The organism is Natrinema sp. H-ect1 (assembly GCF_041821105.1).
Taxonomy (GTDB): Archaea; Halobacteriota; Halobacteria; order Halobacteriales; family Natrialbaceae; genus Natrinema; species Natrinema thermotolerans.
The window spans coordinates 349,460-367,622 of sequence record NZ_JBGUBA010000003.1 but is presented as its reverse complement, the minus strand read 5'-3'; the positions used below and the strand labels follow the sequence as shown (position 1 = coordinate 367,622).

The 18,163-nt window shown below is 63.9% G+C and carries 12 protein-coding genes; 7 read left to right on the top strand and 5 right to left on the bottom strand.

What is annotated here, in order from left to right; all coding sequences use genetic code 11:
- Nucleotides 1-412: 412 nt before the first annotated feature.
- A complete protein-coding gene (locus ACERIM_RS10155) occupies nucleotides 413-2,599 on the bottom strand; it encodes an elongation factor EF-2 (RefSeq protein WP_006649801.1) in 2,187 nt (728 codons plus the stop codon).
- Nucleotides 2,600-2,842: 243 nt separating this feature from the next.
- Between ACERIM_RS10155 and ACERIM_RS10150 the strand changes: the two genes are divergently transcribed.
- From ACERIM_RS10150 to ACERIM_RS10135, 4 genes are all read left to right on the top strand, one after another.
- Nucleotides 2,843-4,654 carry a hypothetical protein gene (locus ACERIM_RS10150; protein WP_373632415.1) on the top strand — a complete coding sequence of 604 codons (1,812 nt, stop codon included), beginning with the start codon at nucleotides 2,843-2,845 and terminating at the stop codon, nucleotides 4,652-4,654.
- Between the two features lie 164 nt (nucleotides 4,655-4,818).
- Nucleotides 4,819-5,574 (top strand): DUF5781 family protein, encoded by a 756-nt coding sequence (locus ACERIM_RS10145; protein ID WP_049965459.1) that lies wholly within the window; start codon nucleotides 4,819-4,821, stop codon nucleotides 5,572-5,574.
- A 129-nt stretch (nucleotides 5,575-5,703) separates the two neighbouring features.
- Nucleotides 5,704-6,402 (top strand): hypothetical protein, encoded by a 699-nt coding sequence (locus ACERIM_RS10140; RefSeq protein ID WP_373632414.1) that lies wholly within the window; start codon nucleotides 5,704-5,706, stop codon nucleotides 6,400-6,402.
- 72 nt (nucleotides 6,403-6,474) lie between these two features.
- Complete coding sequence (locus ACERIM_RS10135; RefSeq protein WP_049965457.1) at nucleotides 6,475-8,544, top strand: hypothetical protein; 2,070 nt, start codon at nucleotides 6,475-6,477, stop codon at nucleotides 8,542-8,544.
- Nucleotides 8,545-8,639: 95 nt separating this feature from the next.
- Here the strand turns inward: ACERIM_RS10135 and ACERIM_RS10130 are convergent, their stop codons facing one another.
- From ACERIM_RS10130 to ACERIM_RS10120, 3 genes are all read right to left on the bottom strand, one after another.
- The gene (locus ACERIM_RS10130) at nucleotides 8,640-8,768 is read right to left on the bottom strand and encodes a hypothetical protein (RefSeq protein WP_006182851.1); all 129 of its coding nucleotides are present in this window, start codon (nucleotides 8,766-8,768) and stop codon (nucleotides 8,640-8,642) included.
- Nucleotides 8,769-9,051: 283 nt separating this feature from the next.
- Nucleotides 9,052-9,660, bottom strand: a complete 609-nt coding sequence (locus tag ACERIM_RS10125; protein ID WP_373632412.1) for a 30S ribosomal protein S7 — start codon at nucleotides 9,658-9,660, stop codon at nucleotides 9,052-9,054.
- A 2-nt stretch (nucleotides 9,661-9,662) separates the two neighbouring features.
- Nucleotides 9,663-10,091, bottom strand: coding sequence for a 30S ribosomal protein S12 (locus ACERIM_RS10120; protein WP_004267302.1), 429 nt, complete (start codon nucleotides 10,089-10,091; stop codon nucleotides 9,663-9,665).
- 415 nt (nucleotides 10,092-10,506) lie between these two features.
- Here ACERIM_RS10120 and ACERIM_RS10115 point away from each other — a divergent pair, with 415 nt between their 5' ends.
- Complete coding sequence (locus ACERIM_RS10115) at nucleotides 10,507-11,142, top strand: 4-vinyl reductase (RefSeq protein WP_049965455.1); 636 nt, start codon at nucleotides 10,507-10,509, stop codon at nucleotides 11,140-11,142.
- 72 nt (nucleotides 11,143-11,214) lie between these two features.
- Here ACERIM_RS10115 and ACERIM_RS10110 read toward each other — a convergent pair whose 3' ends face one another.
- Complete coding sequence (locus ACERIM_RS10110; RefSeq protein ID WP_373632410.1) at nucleotides 11,215-12,726, bottom strand: aldehyde dehydrogenase family protein; 1,512 nt, start codon at nucleotides 12,724-12,726, stop codon at nucleotides 11,215-11,217.
- A gap of 269 nt (nucleotides 12,727-12,995) precedes the next feature.
- Here ACERIM_RS10110 and ACERIM_RS10105 point away from each other — a divergent pair, with 269 nt between their 5' ends.
- Nucleotides 12,996-14,201 carry a P-loop NTPase gene (locus ACERIM_RS10105; RefSeq protein WP_373632408.1) on the top strand — a complete coding sequence of 402 codons (1,206 nt, stop codon included), beginning with the start codon at nucleotides 12,996-12,998 and terminating at the stop codon, nucleotides 14,199-14,201.
- 420 nt (nucleotides 14,202-14,621) lie between these two features.
- The gene (locus ACERIM_RS10100) at nucleotides 14,622-18,161 is read left to right on the top strand and encodes a molybdopterin-dependent oxidoreductase (protein WP_373632407.1); all 3,540 of its coding nucleotides are present in this window, start codon (nucleotides 14,622-14,624) and stop codon (nucleotides 18,159-18,161) included.
- Nucleotides 18,162-18,163: the final 2 nt, after the last annotated feature.

The window sequence follows — 18,163 nt, the reverse complement described above, 5'->3', positions numbered from 1 at the left end:
GGTTACCTGCACTGACCGACCGCGTTCGCAACGCGACTTATTTGCGTGTGAGTGGCGCAACAAACTATGCCCCCAGTGATAAATATTTTCGATTATAAATTACAAATAATTTTCAACCGTTTTTAGATTTATTAAAGTAACAACCAGCCAACATGCCGATCGACGATGCATCGAGAACGGGTAGTGGCGAATCAACGGCTGCGACACGACAACGTCAGGACTCCTCGAGAGCAGTTAGGCGGTTCCACGTCACGACGGGTTTCGTCGGAACGACGGGCGAAACTGGAACACGGTGTCGACGAGCCGTGAGAGCGTCTCCACTCGCGGTCGATAGAAAGCGCGGCTGATCGGAGAGAACCGAACGCGTCCGATCAGCACGTGGGTGCGAGGCTGTCCGTTTCGAACGGCGGCCTTATATGTAGTCGATACTCGGCGGCAGTTCGAGCTTCATGCCCTTGCGCTCGCGGATCTCCATGATCTTGTCGCGCTGGAGGGAGTTGGACATGACCTCGAAGCCGGCGTTCTCGGTGTTCCAGGAGGCGCGGCCCTCGGTCGCGGAGCGGATGTCCGAGGCGAAGCCGATCATCTCGCCGACGGGCGCGATGCCCTCGACGACCATCAGATCGCCTTCCTGGTACATGTCGTCGACGCGGCCACGACGGCCCTGGATCTCGCCCGAGGCCGCGCCCATGTGGTCGTTGGGCACGTCGATGCGGACGTCCTGCATCGGCTCGAGCATCTTGATCTGGCCGTCGATCAGCGACTTGTGGACGGCTTCGCGGGTCGCGGGGATGACCTGTGCCGGGCCACGGTGGATGGTGTCCTCGTGGAGCCGTGCGTCGTGCAGGCGGATGAGCGTCCCCTGAACCGGCTCGTTGGCGAGCGGGCCGTTGTCGAGGGCCTCCTCGAGCCCCTCGATGACGAGTTCCATCGTCTCGTTCAGGTGCTGAATCCCCTTCGTGTCGTCGATGAGGACGTTCGTCCCGTGGATGTGTTCGACGTTCTGGGAGGTCTCCTTCTCCATGCCGGCCTCCTGCAGGGCCTCACGGCGTTCCTGCTCGGGCATGTCCATCGAGGCCTCGCCGCGCTTGATGGTCTCGACGAGGTCGTCCGTCATCGGCTCGATGGAGATGTAGAAGCGGTTGTGCCGGTTCGGCGAGATCCCCTCCACTTCGTCGCTGGGCTCCTGGGGCTGCTCGCGGTAGACGACGATCGGCTCACCGGTGTTGACCGGGATACCCTGGTTCTTCTCGATACGCTGGGTGATGACCTCGAGGTGAAGCTCACCCTGTCCCGAAATGAGGTGTTCGCCGGTGTCCTCGTTGATGTCGATCTGGATCGTCGGGTCCTCCTTGGAGACCTGTCGCAGCGTCTCGATCAGCTTCGGCAGGTCGTCCATGTTCTGGGCCTCGACGGACTTCGTAATGACCGGCTCCGAGATGTGTTCGATCGACTCGAACGGCGTCATCTCGACACTCGAGACGGTCGAGCCGGCGATGGCGTCTTTGAGACCCGTGACGGCGGCGATGTTCCCGGCGGGAACCTCGTCGACCTCCTCGCGTTCACCGCCCATGTAGATCCCGACCGACTGGATGCGGTTCTTGCCGGCGGTCCCGGAGACGTACAGCTCCTGGCCCTTCTCGAGGGTACCCGAGAAGACACGTCCCGCGGCGATCTCGCCGGCGTGGGGGTCGATCCCGATGTCGGTAACCATCAGGACGACGTCGCCGTCCTCGTCGACGAGGCGCATCGACTCCGAGAGGTCGCTCTCGTCGTCACCGCGCCAGATACGCGGGATACGACGGGGCTGGGCCTCGAGGGGGTCCGGGAAGTGTTCACAGACCATGTCGAGGACGACGTCCGACAGCGGCGTCCGGTCGTGGAGTTCCTGGCGCTTGTCGGCGCGCTCGAGTTCCATGATTTCGCCGAAGTCCATCCCGGTGCGTTGCATCGACGGCATGGAGACGCCCCACTTGTACAGCGCGGAGCCGAAGCCGACGGTACCGTCTTCGACGGAGACCGTCCAGTCCTCGATGTCGTCCATCTCCTCGGTCATGCCGCGGATGAGTTCGTTGACGTCGTGGATGACCGAGAGGAGACGCTGTTGCATCTCCTCGGGACCCTCCTGCAGCTCGGAGATCAGGCGGTCGACCTTGTTGATGAACAGCGTCGGCTTGACGCCCTCTCGCAGTGCCTGTCGCAGCACCGTCTCGGTCTGGGGCATGGCCCCTTCGACGGCGTCGACGACCACGAGGGCACCGTCGACGGCCCGCATCGCGCGGGTGACGTCGCCACCGAAGTCGACGTGGCCCGGCGTGTCGATGAGGTTGATGAGGTGGTTTTCGTCCTCGTACTCGTGAGTCATCGAGACGTTCGCCGCGTCGATGGTGATCCCGCGTTCCTGCTCGTCTTCCTCGGTGTCCATCGCGAGCTGTTCACCGGCGGTCTCGTCGGAGATCATGCCGGCACCGGCCAGCAGGTTGTCCGTGAGGGTCGTTTTCCCGTGGTCGACGTGAGCGGCGATGGCGATGTTCCGAATGTTCTTCGGTTCGTCCATCAGCCGTTCACACTCTTGGACGATCTTCTTGCGTCGGCCCATATACCCCTCATTACCGGCAGCGGGGTCAAAAGGGTAGTGTTTCGTCGGCGCCGAAATCCGCCGCTTTTCCCCGTTCGAACGGTTGAATATCCAGTTTGGGTGAGTGAATCGTTCTCATAATTCTCCGGTTCGGTGGGAGGAACGAGCAGCGACCGGCCCGGGTATCGGCCGGATCAGTCGTGCCGCCCGCGTCGGGACGACGGCAAGAACTTTCATGGTAACATGAACGAAACGATTGTTGACATGGTCGATTCGAGTCGACGAGCGTTTCTGGCAGGGGGGATCGCAGCGGGGAGTATCGGGATCGCGGGCTGTACGGGTGACATTCCCGGGCTCGGTACCGACGACGGCAACGGCGAGGACGAGGGGACGAGCCTGCCGTCGTTTCACAGCTGGTTGTACGCACCCGAAGCCGTCGGTATCGGCCCATACACGTACACGTACGCTGACGGCGAGACGTTCGAAGACGGGACGAGCGACCGGTCGTCCCCGAACATCGGGTGGGCGCTCGAGACGATCCGCTACGGGGACAACGAGCAGTTCGACGACGTCGATCACGCGGTTTCGATCGATTACCGCGATGAGCGGACCACGTTCGGAGCCGTCATCGCGGGCGGGTTCGACGTCGCGGAGATACAGTCGGAAATAAACGAGTCGACCACCGAGGAAGACGACGTGGAGACGGCGACCCACAGGTCCTACGACGTCTATTACGACGACCAGTACGCCATCGCGATCGGTGACGAAAGCCTCCCGACGTACCTCATGGGGAACGCCGGCGACGCACAGGACGCAACGGGCCGTGACATCGTCGAGACGATGATCGACGCTCGGGCCGGAGACGCCGCTCGGCTGCACGCCGGCGACGAGAGCGCCGACCGGCTCCTGCGTGAGCAAGGCGAGCGAACGGTGGTCTTCGGGGCGCCGACGTTGCAGGGCGACGCCGAGTCGTTGTTCGAGTCCGCGGGCGACGACGAGACGCCGGCGGTCGAGGCCGCCGGCTTCACCCTCGATGCCGACGAAGAGAACACCGACTACCGCGTGACCGTAATCACCGCGGATCCGGTCGACGACACCGGCGCGTTCGCCGATACCCTCTCCGTACTCGAGTGGTTCGACGAACCGACGAGCACACAGGAGGGCGTCGTCCTCACCTACGAGGGGGGTGCGACCGGAGACGGCGAGCCCGACGGCGAGGAGTCGCCCCCTGAGATGAGCTTCGCCGTCGAAATCGACCGCGGCACGGCGCGGATCACGCACACCGGCGGCGAGACGATTCCCGTCAGCGACCTCGCGGTGCGGTTCGAGCGTGACGGCCGGACGCAGACGATTCCGTTCGAATCGGTCTCGAGCGTCGACGACGTTCGACCGGGCCACACGACGACCGTCGGAGTCGACGGTGCCGACCCCGGCAGCGAACTCCGGGTGGTGTGGACGCCGGGGCCCGATGTACTCTACGTCGAGTCGGTCCCGAGGACGACGAATAGCCGACCTGACGCATCGTTTGCCGTCGAAATCGATCGCGGTACGGCGAGAATCACGCACACTGACGGCGAGACGATTCCCGTCAGCGACCTCGCGGTGCGGTTCGAGCGTGACGGCCAGACGCAGACGATCCCGTTCGAATCGGTCTCGAGCGTCGACGACGTTCGACCGGGCCACACGACGACCGTCGGGGTCGACGGAGCCGATCCCGGCAGCGAACTCCGGGTCGTGTGGACCCCCGGACCCGCCGTACTCCACGTCGAATCCGTCCCGGAGACCTCGAGTAGCCAACTGAACGCATCGTTCGCCATCGAATTCGACCTCAGTCGCGACACAGCGACCGTCCACCACACGGGGGGCGATTCGGTTCCCGCCGACGAACTGGACGTCGTCGTCCACGGGGAGAGGTCCCGGGATGTCGCCTGGAGCGAACTGTCGAGCGACCGGACCGTCGAACGGGGCGATTCCGTGACGGTCGACCTGACCGAAGGCGACTACGGTGGACTCCTCTTCGTCGGCTGGCGTCCCGAAGGGGAAATACTCGAGCGCAGGGAGATCCCGAGCCCGTAGTCGTGTCGTCGTGAGCCGTCGCTGAATCGTCGCCGTTCGCTCCCCGAACCGACGGCGGCTGGTTCGGAGTCACCGGACCGTGTAACGCGGGCGTACAACGCGTTGTAGTCTCCGTGCGAACGCACAAAAGAGTCAAATCCCGTCGGCTCTTGGTAGAACTACACATGGACATTCGCGTGCAGGGACCGGGCCCGACCTCTCCATTCCTCAGCGCCCGGGACCTCTTCGAAACCGAACACGACCTCTCGCTGCCGGTCCACGTCCAGCTTCGGGACGATCCCGACGAACGGACCTGGGCCGCCCACTACGACGATCGCCACGTCCTGAACATCTCACGACAGGCCGCCTCGAGCGCGATGGCCCGCGAACTCGCCCTCCACGAGTTCGCACACATGGCGCGTCACGAACAGGACCACCCCTCACACACCCAGTCGACCGAGGAGGTTCTCTACCTGGCACTGGCCGGCAAGAGCGTCGAACGCCGCAAGCTCTCGCACTGCTACCAGATCGCCAACCACATGAAAGACATCTACGCCGACGACATCACCCTCTCGGTCGGTCCCGGCGAGAAACTGCTCTCCTTCCTCGAGTCGAGTCTGGCCGCGGCGGTTGCCGATCGGCCCGAAACGCCGCCCCGTCCAGGCCTCGAGCGGCTGTCCGCCAGCGCCGATCCCGAGATCACGGCGGTGAACGCGGCCTTCGCGCTCGCGCTCGCGGAGCGACACGACCTCGTCGACAGGGACCACCGACTCTACGATCTCGCGCACGCGGCAGCGATGGACGCCCCGGAGATCGACTTCGAAGGGTTCAAACGGCGGTTCCGGGAACTCGGGCGGGAGACCGACGCGAGTACGTACCGACAGGTGCTGGTCGATGCGACCCGGTCGTACGTCGGCGGTGACGGCCTTGCGGCCGATTGAGTACCGTCGTGACGTGTGGGTCCGGCATCGACACCCACAGCGCACAACGCGACGCCCATCGCTCGAGCCAGCCTACAGTTCGGCCCGAACGTTTATTGTTTGATGCCAAGAACGTGTGGAACATAGAGAATGTTCTCGGGAACGGACGGCGTGGGGGCTACTGACGGGGGGTTCTCCGACGAGTTATCGCGATTGAAACGCCGGGGGGCAAGCGTTCTCGTCGTCGGCTCCGTCCAACCCGATCAGTGTCGGGACGCCTGTCGACGGCTGCTTGGCTGTGATGCCGATCGGGTCCGGCGACGCGTCCTCGTCTCGACGACGGCAGGCCCACACCACGCCACACACCACATCGACGAGGCCGGGTCGGCGGCCCTCTCGGTCATCGCTTACGAGACGCAGGCTCGCAACGTCACAACGGCCGAGCCGGGGGAGACACCGTCGGTCGGCACGGAAACGACCGAAGCGGAGTCGCTCGCCGACCTCGGGCTCGCCATCGAACAGGGGATCGAGAACTTCGAAACCAGTACCGCCGCGCTCGAACCCGGCGAAGTCAGGCTGGGGATCGACTCGCTGCTCCCGTTGCTCGAGGCGGACGGTCGCCAGCGGGTGTTCAAATTCCTTCATCTCATCAACGGACGAACGCGGGACGTCAATGGGATGGCCCACTACCACCTGCCGGTCGAGCGCGACGCCAGAATCGTCCAGACTCTCTCGCCGCTTTTCGATATTATCGTCGAACTCCGCGAGCGGAACGGCGACTACCAGGAGCGCTGGACGATCGAAGACGGCGACCGCCGTTCCGGTTGGGTATCGGTCGGCGCCGAGTAACGGCTCGGAGCCAGCCCAGTTCCGAGCGACGACCCCGGCGGTTCGCGGGCGACCGCACGAGTGACCGTTCCAATGAAACCGAAATTCGAGCCCACACGACGCGGCGTAGAAATAATCGATCCGATCGAGCGACACCGCTACCATCTCGAGACCGGAAGTCCGGTAACCCCATCGGCAGCGGATACTGATCGGATCGGCTTTCCGATCGGGTCCGCAGTGACGGTGACGACCGATTCGATCACGTTACCGAAGCCCGATACGGTCCTCGTTCGGGACTCGGACGGGCTGATGCTCACCGAGGTAAGCCCGACCGAGCAGGTGGGGCTCCCGCCGGACGAGTATACGCTTGATTTGTCCGGTCCGCTGAAAGTATACGCTCGTGTTACCGGTTCCGTACAGGTGTTTTCGGACCGGGAGAAGACGTATCTCACCTTCGGGACGGAGACGGCCGTCCACCTCGGGGCCAGATCGTTACACAAGCGCCCGGCGAGAACGATTACGACGACGACTGCGCCGACCGATCTGATGGCCGCAGTGTCGGCGTTCGGCTCGGAGCTGAAGACGACGTCACCGGAACGGGCGTATCCGACGCTGCGGGGGCATCCGCCCCGTCTCGAACTCGGCGACGAACTCCGGATACCGGCCCCACTCGATCGAGATCACAGCGTTCGGATAGCGGTTCCCGAGACGCTCCGGCACGTGTTCGTCGTCGCACCGCTCGCGTACTATCTCGATGCGGAAGTCGTTCCGGGATCGAGTCCACGGATCGTCACCGAAAGCGGATACACGCAGTCACTCGACGGTTCGGACGGGTTCGAACCGGCAGTCAAGCGGGCCCTGCAACGAACGTTCCTCCTCGACTGTGTCGTCAGGACCGAAGGAAACACGCCGCTCCCGTCACGCGAACGACGATCGATCGAACCGGTGATCGACCTCGATATCGCGGACACGTACGACCGACCGTTGGCCGAACGGCTCGAGCGCTATCTCGAGATTCCATACGAGAAACTGGAACCCCATCTCCCGGACTGGCAGTTCGAGACACGACTCGAGCCGACCGCCGATCACGTGCCGTTTCTCCCGTTTCTCGCCGACGATCTCGCGGTCGTCACGACGAGAGAAAGCGACCGAGACCGGGCGGGGCCGGAGCCGGTCGCGGAACGGGCGATCGACGCGTTCACGCGGGACGATTTCGTGCGAAGCACACAGCCCAGTTCCGTCCGTGGGGACACACGCGTCGAGACGGCAACGGAACAGTCGGCCGTCCCGACGGTCCAGCAGTCGTGGACCGGTATCGACGATACGGAAATCGTCAGCACCACGTCTGTCACGGCCTACCGGAACGATATCGGGCGAACGCCGAAAGACGGCCCCATCGAAATCGAGGTCGTCTGTAACGACCCGGATATGCGCGAGGAACTCGAAAGCGTCAACGGAACCTACGGGAGCCGGACGCGACTCCCGTTCGAGACGACGATCCACTACGATCTCACCACGAACGACCTCGCGGCCGTTCTCGCGAAAGACAGCGACTTCTTACACTACATCGGACACATCGACGACGAGGGATTCCAGTGTTCGGACGGGAAGTTAGATGCCCACACAGTCGATACCGTCGGGATAAAAGCGTTCTTATTGAACGCATGTCGATCCCACGAGCAGGGACTGCATCTCGTCGAGCGGGGGAGTATCGGCGGAATCGTCACGCTCAGTAACGTCGTCAACAGCGGCGCAGTCAGCGTCGGCGTCCTCGTTTCCCAGCTGTTGAACCTCGGGTTCTCCCTCTACAGCACGCTGGACATCGCCCGGCAGGAAAACATCGTCGGGCAACAGTACCAGTTAGTCGGTGATGGAAGAACGACGATCACACAGTCCGAAACGCGAATCCCGAACGTCTGTCTGGTCTCCGGGGAACGTGACACGCTCACGGCGAACATCGTCGCGTACACGGCGGCAAACAGACGGCACGGAAGCGTCCTGTCGCCACACATCGATTCGGTCGAGTCGTATTTCGTCGTTCCCGGTGAGACGGGGCCGATTTCGGTGACGGAGTCGGAACTCGAGGCGCTTTTCGATGAGGCGTTGTTCCCTGTAATACGGAACGGACACGTCCAGTGGAGTACCGACCTCGTCGACGACTGACTCGAGTCCGACGGACGGAAGCGATCACGGCGGTCGATACCCGACGGCGGTCAACACTGGCACACGAACTCAGCTCCCGGTCCGCGATTTCCGGTTTAGGGGCCGACGAAGGTACTCGCGTTCGTCGCTGCGACGTTGCCTGTCTGTCCGAGTAACAACAGGATCGTAAACAGCGCGCCGATCAGTCGTGGGTGGTTCTTCAGGTACTGTGTAACATCCGTCATGGTACAGTCAACCAATAGTTGTCTGTTGACATAAATCTATCTTAATATAAGATATGCCAAACCAATAATATCAATGATGTGGAACATCAGTAGAACGCGGATGCAAGAACCGACCGGAATTATCTTCGGCCTCGAGTCGGCCGGCGGAAGCGGCTCGACTCGGAGAAGCGATCTCGAACCGCTATGTTCGTCGAAAATGGCCCGCGGTCACGAGCAGCCCGCTCGCTACCGGAAGGCGAAGTTATCCCGTCCGAAGAAAACCGAAACGCAACGGTATAACGCGTTAGCGTGCGGCTGCCGCGACGCGCTCTTTCTCTTCTTTCTGGCTGACGGCGTAGGTGCCAACGTCGTAGTTGGACGCGCCGACGAGCTGGTTTGCGATGGACTCCTCGACGTCAGTGGTCGTCTTGAACGAGTCGTTGTAGACGCCCTCGGCGAGGAACTTCAGGGCCTGGTCGACGCGGCGCTGGGGAGCGACGTCGACGGCCTTCGGGACCGAGATACCACCGTATTTCAGGCGGACGGTTTCCTCGCGCGGGGCCGCGTTCTCGACGGCGGTCACGAGGATCTGAATCGGATTCTCCTCGGTGCGCTCGTGGACGATGTCGAACGCGTCGCTGACGTAGTTGAGGACTTGCTGTTTCTTGCCCGTGTTCTCCTCGGTCTGCATCAAGCGGTTGATGAAGCGCTCGACGATGGAGATCTCGGACTTTTTGAACTGTTTGCTGGCGTGGCGACCCGCGGTGTGAGCGACGGGTGATACCGTGATGTAGCGTTCGGTCGAGGGGTCAGCGTACTCGATTTCGCCGATCTCCCACTCGCCGAACAGCTTGGCCGAAACGTCCGCGCCGCCGGCCGGCGCGTCCGGGTCGGGTTGGTCTTCTGCCGCCATGGTTATCGCACCGGTTTCTCCGCGTTCCCGCGAACGAGTTCCTTCAGTGCGACGCCGTTGACCTTGTCGACCTTGTAGTTGACACCGGAGAGGTCACCCATCGCACGACCCTTGGCCCCACCGATCCCGGCGATGGTGACTTCGTCGTGTTCGTCGATGAACGAAATAGCACCGTCACCGGGACAGAACGCGGTGACTTGCTTGCCGTTCTTGATCAGCTGGACCCGGACGCATTTCCGAATCGCCGAGTTGGGCTGTTTGGCCTCGATGCCGACCTTTTCGAGTACGATACCGCGGGCCTGAGGTGCGCCCTCGAGGGGGTCGGACTTCTCGCGAAGTCCACGGGCGCGGCGCGCGTAGTCCGAGTCGGACCACCGCTGATTCTGGCGGTCCTTCTTGAGCTTGCGCGCGGCGTATTTGCCGTTTGCCATGGGCGTCGCTATCCGACGGAGGCACTTAAGCGACCCGTTTCGAGTCGCGCGTTACGGCTCGAGAATCGGCGACGAGGGGGAACGAAGCGATTTCAGCGCGTTTCGTCGCCGGAGGCGCTCGCTGGCGTCGGATCGGTTGCGTTCGGATCGGTATCGGTGCCGTTCGCGACGACCACTCGTTCCCGACGCAGTCCGGCAATCGACACCTTGTTCGCCTCGCTGCGCGTCGAGTCGTGGCCCGCCTTTCGTCTCGAAGCGCGATCGGGGGTGGGTTTGTTGCCGCGAACCGTCCGACAACTGCGATCCGAAGCGACCGGAACGTCGCCGATCGCGAGTCGGGGCAACCCGAGACATATAATCTTACCGGATCGATAGCTAAAGTTATTAGATAGACTAGGGCTGTTCTGTACTCGTTATGGCCACACTGAACAGTTGGATCAAGCGACTCGTCGGGAGCGCCGACGAGGAGTCCCAGTCCAGCGACGAACTGCAGGCAGTCGATGACCGAATCGGATTCGAAGCCTCACTCGAGGACGCGGAAGTGATCGGGCGGAGTCCCCTGTCGTATATCGCTGCCGGCGAATCGATCTCCGCGTTCGTGGGGAAAGAGATCACGTCCAAACTCGCCGAGTACGGACTCGAGGAGATCGAACCCGACGAATGGTATCCGCTCCAGGTCCCGCTTGCCATGCTGTACGATATGCGCGACGAATACGGCGACGTCAGGATGCGAAACATGGGCCAGAACGTCCCCGAACACGTCGAATTTCCGCCGGACTTGTCCGAAGTCGATAACGCGTTACGGGCGATCGATACGGCCTACCACCAGAACCACCGCGGCAGCGAGATCGGGTCCTACGAGTTCCAACAAGAGGGTCCGAACGCGGGTGTGATGATCTGTGAGAACCCCTATCCGTGTGAATTCGATAAGGGGCTCATCAAGGGCGTCGCGAAGAAGTTCGCCGACAACCCCGTCCAGGTCGAGGAAGTCGGCGACCAGTGTCGATCGGACGGCGATCACCGCTGTGAGTATCGCGTCGAATGGCTTTGATGGGGGTCGTGTCGCGACCGGCGACGTAGCCGGTCGACCCGGTCGTTCCGGTTTCGGAACGAGGAGACTGACTCAGTACGGATACTCTCTCGGTTCGCGCTGGACCGAGATCCATTTGACCGACGTCAGCGTCTCGAGGATCCACTCGTCGTTGTACCGACCCATTCCTGATGCGCCAACACCGCCGAACGCGACGTGCGGTTCGTCGTTCAGCGGCTGGTCGTTGATGTGGACCATGCCCGTCTCCATCGCGTCGGCCACGTCACGCGCTCGAGCGACGTCCGCCGAGTGAACCGATCCCGACAGCCCGTACTCGGTGTCGTTGGCGATCCGAATCGCCTCTTCGTCGGTTTCGAAGGGAACGACCGGCGCGACCGGCCCGAAGTGTTCGTTGCAGGCGACCGGCATGTCGCTGGTGACGTCCGACAGCACCGTCGGCTCGACGAACAGTCCCTCGTAGTCGCCGCCGGCCTCGACCGTCGCGCCGCGTTCGACCGACTCCTCGAGGAAGCCGACGATCTTGTCGCGCTGGCTCTCGTTGATGACCGGGCCGACGAGGGTCCCCTCCTCGAGCGGATCGCCAATGGGGAGTTGCTCGGCGCGGTCGGCCAGCCCCGCCACGTACTCGTCGTACAGCGATTCGTGGACCAGATGGCGGTTGATCGAAATACACTCCTGTCCCTGATGGGTGAACGAGCCGAACGCGCCGGCGTCGATCGCCCGCTCGAGGTCGGCGTCTTCGAGGACGATGTGGGCGTTGTTGCCGCCCAGCTCGAGTGCGGGTTCCGTGTACGCACCGACGGCACGCTGGCCGACGCCGCGTCCGACTTCCGAGGAGCCGGTAAACGACATCACCGACGGGACCGAGTGACCCGAGAAGTGGTCGCCGATCTCGTGGCCGTAGCCGGGGACGACGTTTAGGACGCCCGCCGGGAGGCCGGCCTCTTCGAAGACCTTCGCGAGGACGAGGCCGCCCGTCATCGGAGTGTGTTCGTCCGGTTTTAACACTACGCTGTTGCCGAGCGCGATGGCGGGTGCGACGACGCGACTGGAGAGATACAGCGGGAAGTTCCACGGCGTGATGACGCCGACGACGCCGGCCGGTTCGCGCACGAGCAGGTTCTCCTTGCCCGGCGTGACCGAGTCCTTGCGGCGACCGCCGTCGCGCATCGCCAGTCCGGCACCGACCTCCATCGTCCCCTGTGCGAGTTGGGTCTCGAAGTCCGCTTTCAGCCCGACACCGCCGCACTCGACCGCGAACAACGTCTCTAGGTCGTCGGCGTACTCGCCCAGCAACCGACAGGCCTCGGATACGATCCCGGCACGCTCCTGGGGCGGTCGCTGTGCCCACTCCGCTTGCGCTTCCTCCGCGATCGCGTATGCCTCGTCGACGTCGTCCTCGGTGCCCGAGGGGACCGTCGTCAGGGACGTCCGCGTCGCGGGGTTTTCGACGTCGATCAGGTCACGGTCACCCGCGGGAACCCACTCTCCGTCGAGATACAGGGCGTTCCAGCCGGTTTCCGGCGCGATCTCGAAGTCATCGACGGCGATCTCGTCGGCTGATTCTGCACTCGTATTCGTCATGTGAGTCTGCCTATCGGTGGGCCCGGCTTATTCATTTGGATCCGACATTCACGATAGCGGACTATCGGGATCGTCCGGGATGCATGCCCCCGCCGACGCTGGGAGTTTCGCTGCTCGAGCGACTGGAAAAGGTGGCCCAGCGCCGCTCGCCGGGCGAGCGGGTCCCGAAAACGATCGGACACGCAGTGGATCGAAACCCGCGACAGCCGTTTTTCACCCGGCGGGAATGCGAGTCCGGTTTTTACGCGCTGTGTGGCCTACGCGCCGATATGGCACAGCAGAGCGACTCCCTCGAGCCGTTCCGGGCGATCGAACTGCCCGACGGCAGCGATCCGATCTCGAAAGGGATCGTCCGGCGGATCCGCTCGAACGAGGGCACGATGACGGTCGAAATCGCGATCGACGGGCTCGGCGAGGACCTCGCCGAGCGGATCGTCGAACAGGTCCGGGGGGCGGCGCTTGCGCTGCCGGACGCGGACCACGTCCGCATCGAATCGGTCCGGGACGCGGACAAAGACGTCGAGTTGCCCACGGTCGATCACGTCCTGGCCGTCGCGAGCGCGAAAGGCGGGGTCGGCAAGACGACGGTCGCGGTCGCACTGGCGCGGACCCTCGCCGCCCGTGGGGTCGACGTCGGGCTATTCGATGCGGACATCTACGGCCCGAACGTCCCCCACCTGCTCGAGGACGTCGACGGGCCGGTCCTGACGAACGAACACGGCCAGCCGGTGCCGCTGGCGGCCGAAAACGGACTCGAGATGCTCAGCCCCGGCGTGGCCGGCGGCGACGCGCCGACGGCGCGGCGGGGGGCGATCGCCTACGGTGCGGTCGAGAACCTGCTCGGCCAGGGCGACTGGTCGGACCGCGACGTCATGATCATCGACATGCCCGCGGGCACGGACGACGTAGTCGGGGCGGCGCTGGAACACGTCCCGGTCGACGGGGCCGTCTTCGTCACGACCCCCTTCGACGCGAGCGTCGACGACACGAAACGGACCGTCGACCTGTTCGCCGAGAATGGGGTCGCACCGGTCGCCGGGGTGGTCAACATGAACAGCTTCGACTGCGAGTGCTGTGGGGAGCGCAACCGGCTGTTCGAGGACCCCGTCGACATCGACGTCCCCGTCGTCCACGACCTCCCGTTCGATCGCACCCTTCAGCGCGCTCCCGGCGGGGGTGACTCGCACGAGACGATCGATGCGCTGGCCGAGACCGTCGAATCGTTCATCGACGAGGTCCTCGAGGACGTCCCCGAGGACGCGTTCGATCTGCGGGGGCTGCCGCGGGCCAGCCAGACGCGCCAGCTGTGTGATGAGCTGGCGGCCGCCGACACCGGGGACACCGTCCGGGTCGTCGTCGAGGACCCCGAATGGGTCCGGGACGCCCTCCGGAGCGACGCCGGCGAACTGCTCGCGGACGTCGACCGGGAGGGGATCGCTACCACCGGTGCGTTGCTGACAGTGACGCGGCGCTGATCGGCGTATGACCCCGGGACGGACGTAGCGGCGCGGTGACGACGGTTTTCGCGACTGCTGGATCCGTTTCGTAATAATATGTTCCGCCTGCGCGTGCGAGACTGAAGACTCGGCACAACGACGAGGGACGCTACTTGCCGACCCGACTTGAATACCGCAACAGTTGCAGGTAGCCGGAATCGACGATATCCGATAATTCTGGGGCGTGATGCCGTTTGAACGGTGGTTTATAAACCTGTACCAGTGAAGGAACGGGGCAGGCACATAAATGGTCGGGCGAACACCTCCAGACCGTTCCTGTCAGATAAGAACGGTGGTGAGCCACTTACAGTACCGATCACCATCCGTCACACATGGTGCTCGAACAGTCACCGCGGCACCGGCTCTCGAGCGTGATCGACGCCGGGAGGTGGTGTCGCCATGGCTAACCGCGATCGGAGCGTCGACTCGGCAAACGAGCGGTCGGCCGAAGGAACGTCGGTCTCCCGTCGGACGCTCCTCGGTGGCGCAGGGGCAGCCGGCGTCGCCGGCTTCGCGGGCTGTCTCCGACTGTTTACCGACGACGAGGAGGGGAACGGCAACGGGACGTCGACGGCGTCGAAGCTGAACCCGCTGACGGAGTACCCCAACCGGGAGTGGGAGAGCCACTACCGCGACGTCTGGGACGTCGACGACACCTACTACCTGGCGTGTCGGCCGAACGATACGCACAACTGTTACCTCGAGGCGAACGTCAAGAACGGGGTCGTGACGCGTCTCGGCCCGTCGATGAACTACGGCGAGGCCGAGGACCTGTACGGGAATCAGGCCTCGGACCGCTGGGACCCGCGGGTCTGTCAGAAGGGCCTGTCGATGGTCGAGCGCTTCTACGGCGAACGCCGCGTCACCTCGCCGATGATCCGGCAGGGGTTCAAAGACTGGGTCGACGAGGGGTTCCCGCGCGAGGAGGACGGCTCGATGCCCGAGAAGTACGCCCAGCGTGGCGAAGACAGTTGGTACGAGGCGAGCTGGGACGAGGCCTACGAGTACGCCGCCAAGACGTTCCTGGAACTCGCCGACCACTACTCCGGGGCGGACGCCCAAGAGATGCTGCTCGAGCAGGGGTACGACGACCGCGTCGTCGAGGAGATGCAAGGCGTCGGGACCCGTACGATGAAGTTCCGGGGCGGGATGCCGATGCTCAGTACTATCGGGCTGTTCGGCGAGTACCGCTTTGCCAACTCGATGGCGCTCGTCGATCACCACGTCCGCGACGTGGGCGAGGACGAGGCGCTCGGCGGCGTCGGCGGGGACAACTACACGTTCCACACCGACCTCCCGCCGGGCCATCCGATGGTGACCGGCCAGCAGACGGTCGACTTCGACTTGGCGAACGTCGAGTACGCCGACAACATCGTCCTGGCCGGGATCAACTGGATGTGTACGAAGATGGCCGACTCCCACTGGCTCACCGAGGCCAGGATGAACGGCGCGAACGTGACCGGCATCTTCACCGACTACAACGCCACGTCCTCGAAGTGTGACGAGCTGGTCATCATTCGCCCGGCGACCGACTCGGCGCTGTTCCTCGGCGTCGCCCAGCAGATCATCGCCACCGACGGCTACGACGAGGACTTCGTCCGGTCGAACACGGACCTGCCCCTGTTGGTCCGCATGGATACGGGCGACCACCTCCGTGCGAGCGACGTCTTCGCGGACTACGACCCGGCGGATCTCGAGCGGACGCAGGTCGCGCCAGCCGACGAACACCCGGCCCCGACGACCGTCGACACCGCGGACCAGTGGATCACCCCGGACCAGCGCGAGGACTGGGACGACTTCGTGGTCTACGACGACGCGGCCGGCGGCGTTCGGGCCGTCGACCGCGAGGCGGTCGGCGAGGAGTTCGACGTCGACGCGGCGCTGGAGGGCAGCTGGGAACTCGAACTCGCCGACGGCGACACCGTCGAGGTCCGCCCGGTGTTCGACCTCGTCACGGAGTACCTCGACACGACGTGGGACCCCGAATCCACCGCCGAGGTCACCGGGACCGAACCCGAGGCGGTCACGAACCTCGCCGAGCAGTTCGCCGACAACAAGGAGAGTACCCTGCTGCTCACCGGGATGGGGCCCAACCAGTACTTCAACGGTGACCTGAAAGACCGCGCGGCCTTCCTGGTGGCGTCGCTGACCAGCAACGTCGGCACCCACAGCGGCAACGTCGGCAGTTACGCGGGCAACTACCGTGCGGCGATGCTCAACGGGATCCCCCATTACCACCTCGAGGATCCCTTCGATCCGGAACTCGACCCCGACGCCGACTCGCGGGTCGATAGCCGGATCACGATGGAGTCGATGCACTTCTACTCCAACCTCGACAAGCCGCTGAAGATCGAGGGCGAGTACCACATGGGCGACAGCCACATGAACACGCCCACGAAGTCGCTGTGGGTCGCCGGCTCGAACTCGATTCTGGGCAACGCGAAGGGGTCGTACAAGATCATCGAGGGTCTGCTGCGAACCGGGAAACTCGAGGCGTTCTTCTGTAACGAGTGGTGGTGGACGATGACCTGCGAGTACTCCGATATCGTGTTCCCGGCGGACTCGTGGGCCGAGCAGAACGTCCACGACCTCACCGCCTCCGTCACCAACCCCTTCCTGATGGTGTTCCCGGAGACGGGCATCGACCGCGTCTACGACACGCGCCATGACTGCCAGATCTATCAGGGCGTGGCGGAGAAACTGGCCGAGAAACTGGGCGAACCCCGCCTCGAGCAGATGTGGGAGTTCATCGACGAGGACGAGTACAGGGGCAAACCCTACGTCCAACGGATCCTCGACAACTCCAACATGACGAAGGGGTACGACGCCGAGACGCTCATCGAGAAGGCCGAACGCGGCGAGCCGGCCCTGATGATGAGTACGACCTACCCCAAGAAGATCGGGACCAGACAGGCCAAAGACGACGAACCCTGGTACACCAAGACCGGACGGCTCGAGTTCCTCCGCGAGGAGGAGACCTGGACCGAGGTGGGCGAGACCCTCCCAGTCCACCGGGAGGCGGTCGACGGCACCATCTACAAACCTAACGTCATCGTCGACGACGGCGACCACCCGCTCATCGACCCGGAAACCCCCGACGATCTGGGCTGGGACGACGACAACATCGAGGACGCGTCCGCCCGCCAGGTCCGCAACGAGGTCGTGAGTACCGACGACCTCGTGAACTCGAGTCACCCCTTGCAGGACGTCGATCCCGGGTTCAAGTACTCCTTTATGACCCCCAAGTACAGACACGGCGCACACACGTTCTGTAACGCCCTGCCGAACATCGCCGTCTGGTGGGGGCCGTTCGGCGACCGGGACCGCAAGGACGATCGCAAACCGTACTTCGGCGAGGGCTACGTCGAGATGAACCCCGAGGACGCCAAAGAAGAGGGATTCGAAGACGGTGACTACGTGTGGGTCGACGCCGACCCCAATGACCGGCCGTATCCCAGCGCCAACGGGGATCCCGACGAGTACTCGCGGGCGTTGATGCGGGTGCGATACCAGCCCGCCATGCCGCGGGGCGTGACCCGGAGCTGGCACAACCTCAATCAGGCCAGCCACGGGACGACCGAGGCGACGCCCGACCGAACGGGCATGGCGAAAAACGAGGAGACCGACTACGTGTCGCTGTACCGGCGCGGGGGCCACCAGAGCATGACCCGCTCGTGGCTCCGGCCGACCATCCTGACCGACGAGATGAACCGCAAGGGGCTGATGGGCCAGACCATCGGCAAGGGCTTCGCCCCGGACGTCCACTGTGCCAACGGCGCACCCAGAGAATCGTTCGTCAAGTTCGAGAAGGAAGGCGACGCCGGCGAGGACGGCGAAGGGCTGTGGCGACCTGCCGAGATGGGGCTACGGCCCGGCTACGAAACCGAGACGATGCAGCGGTATCTCGACGGCGACTTCACGTCAACGGAGGGTGACTAACG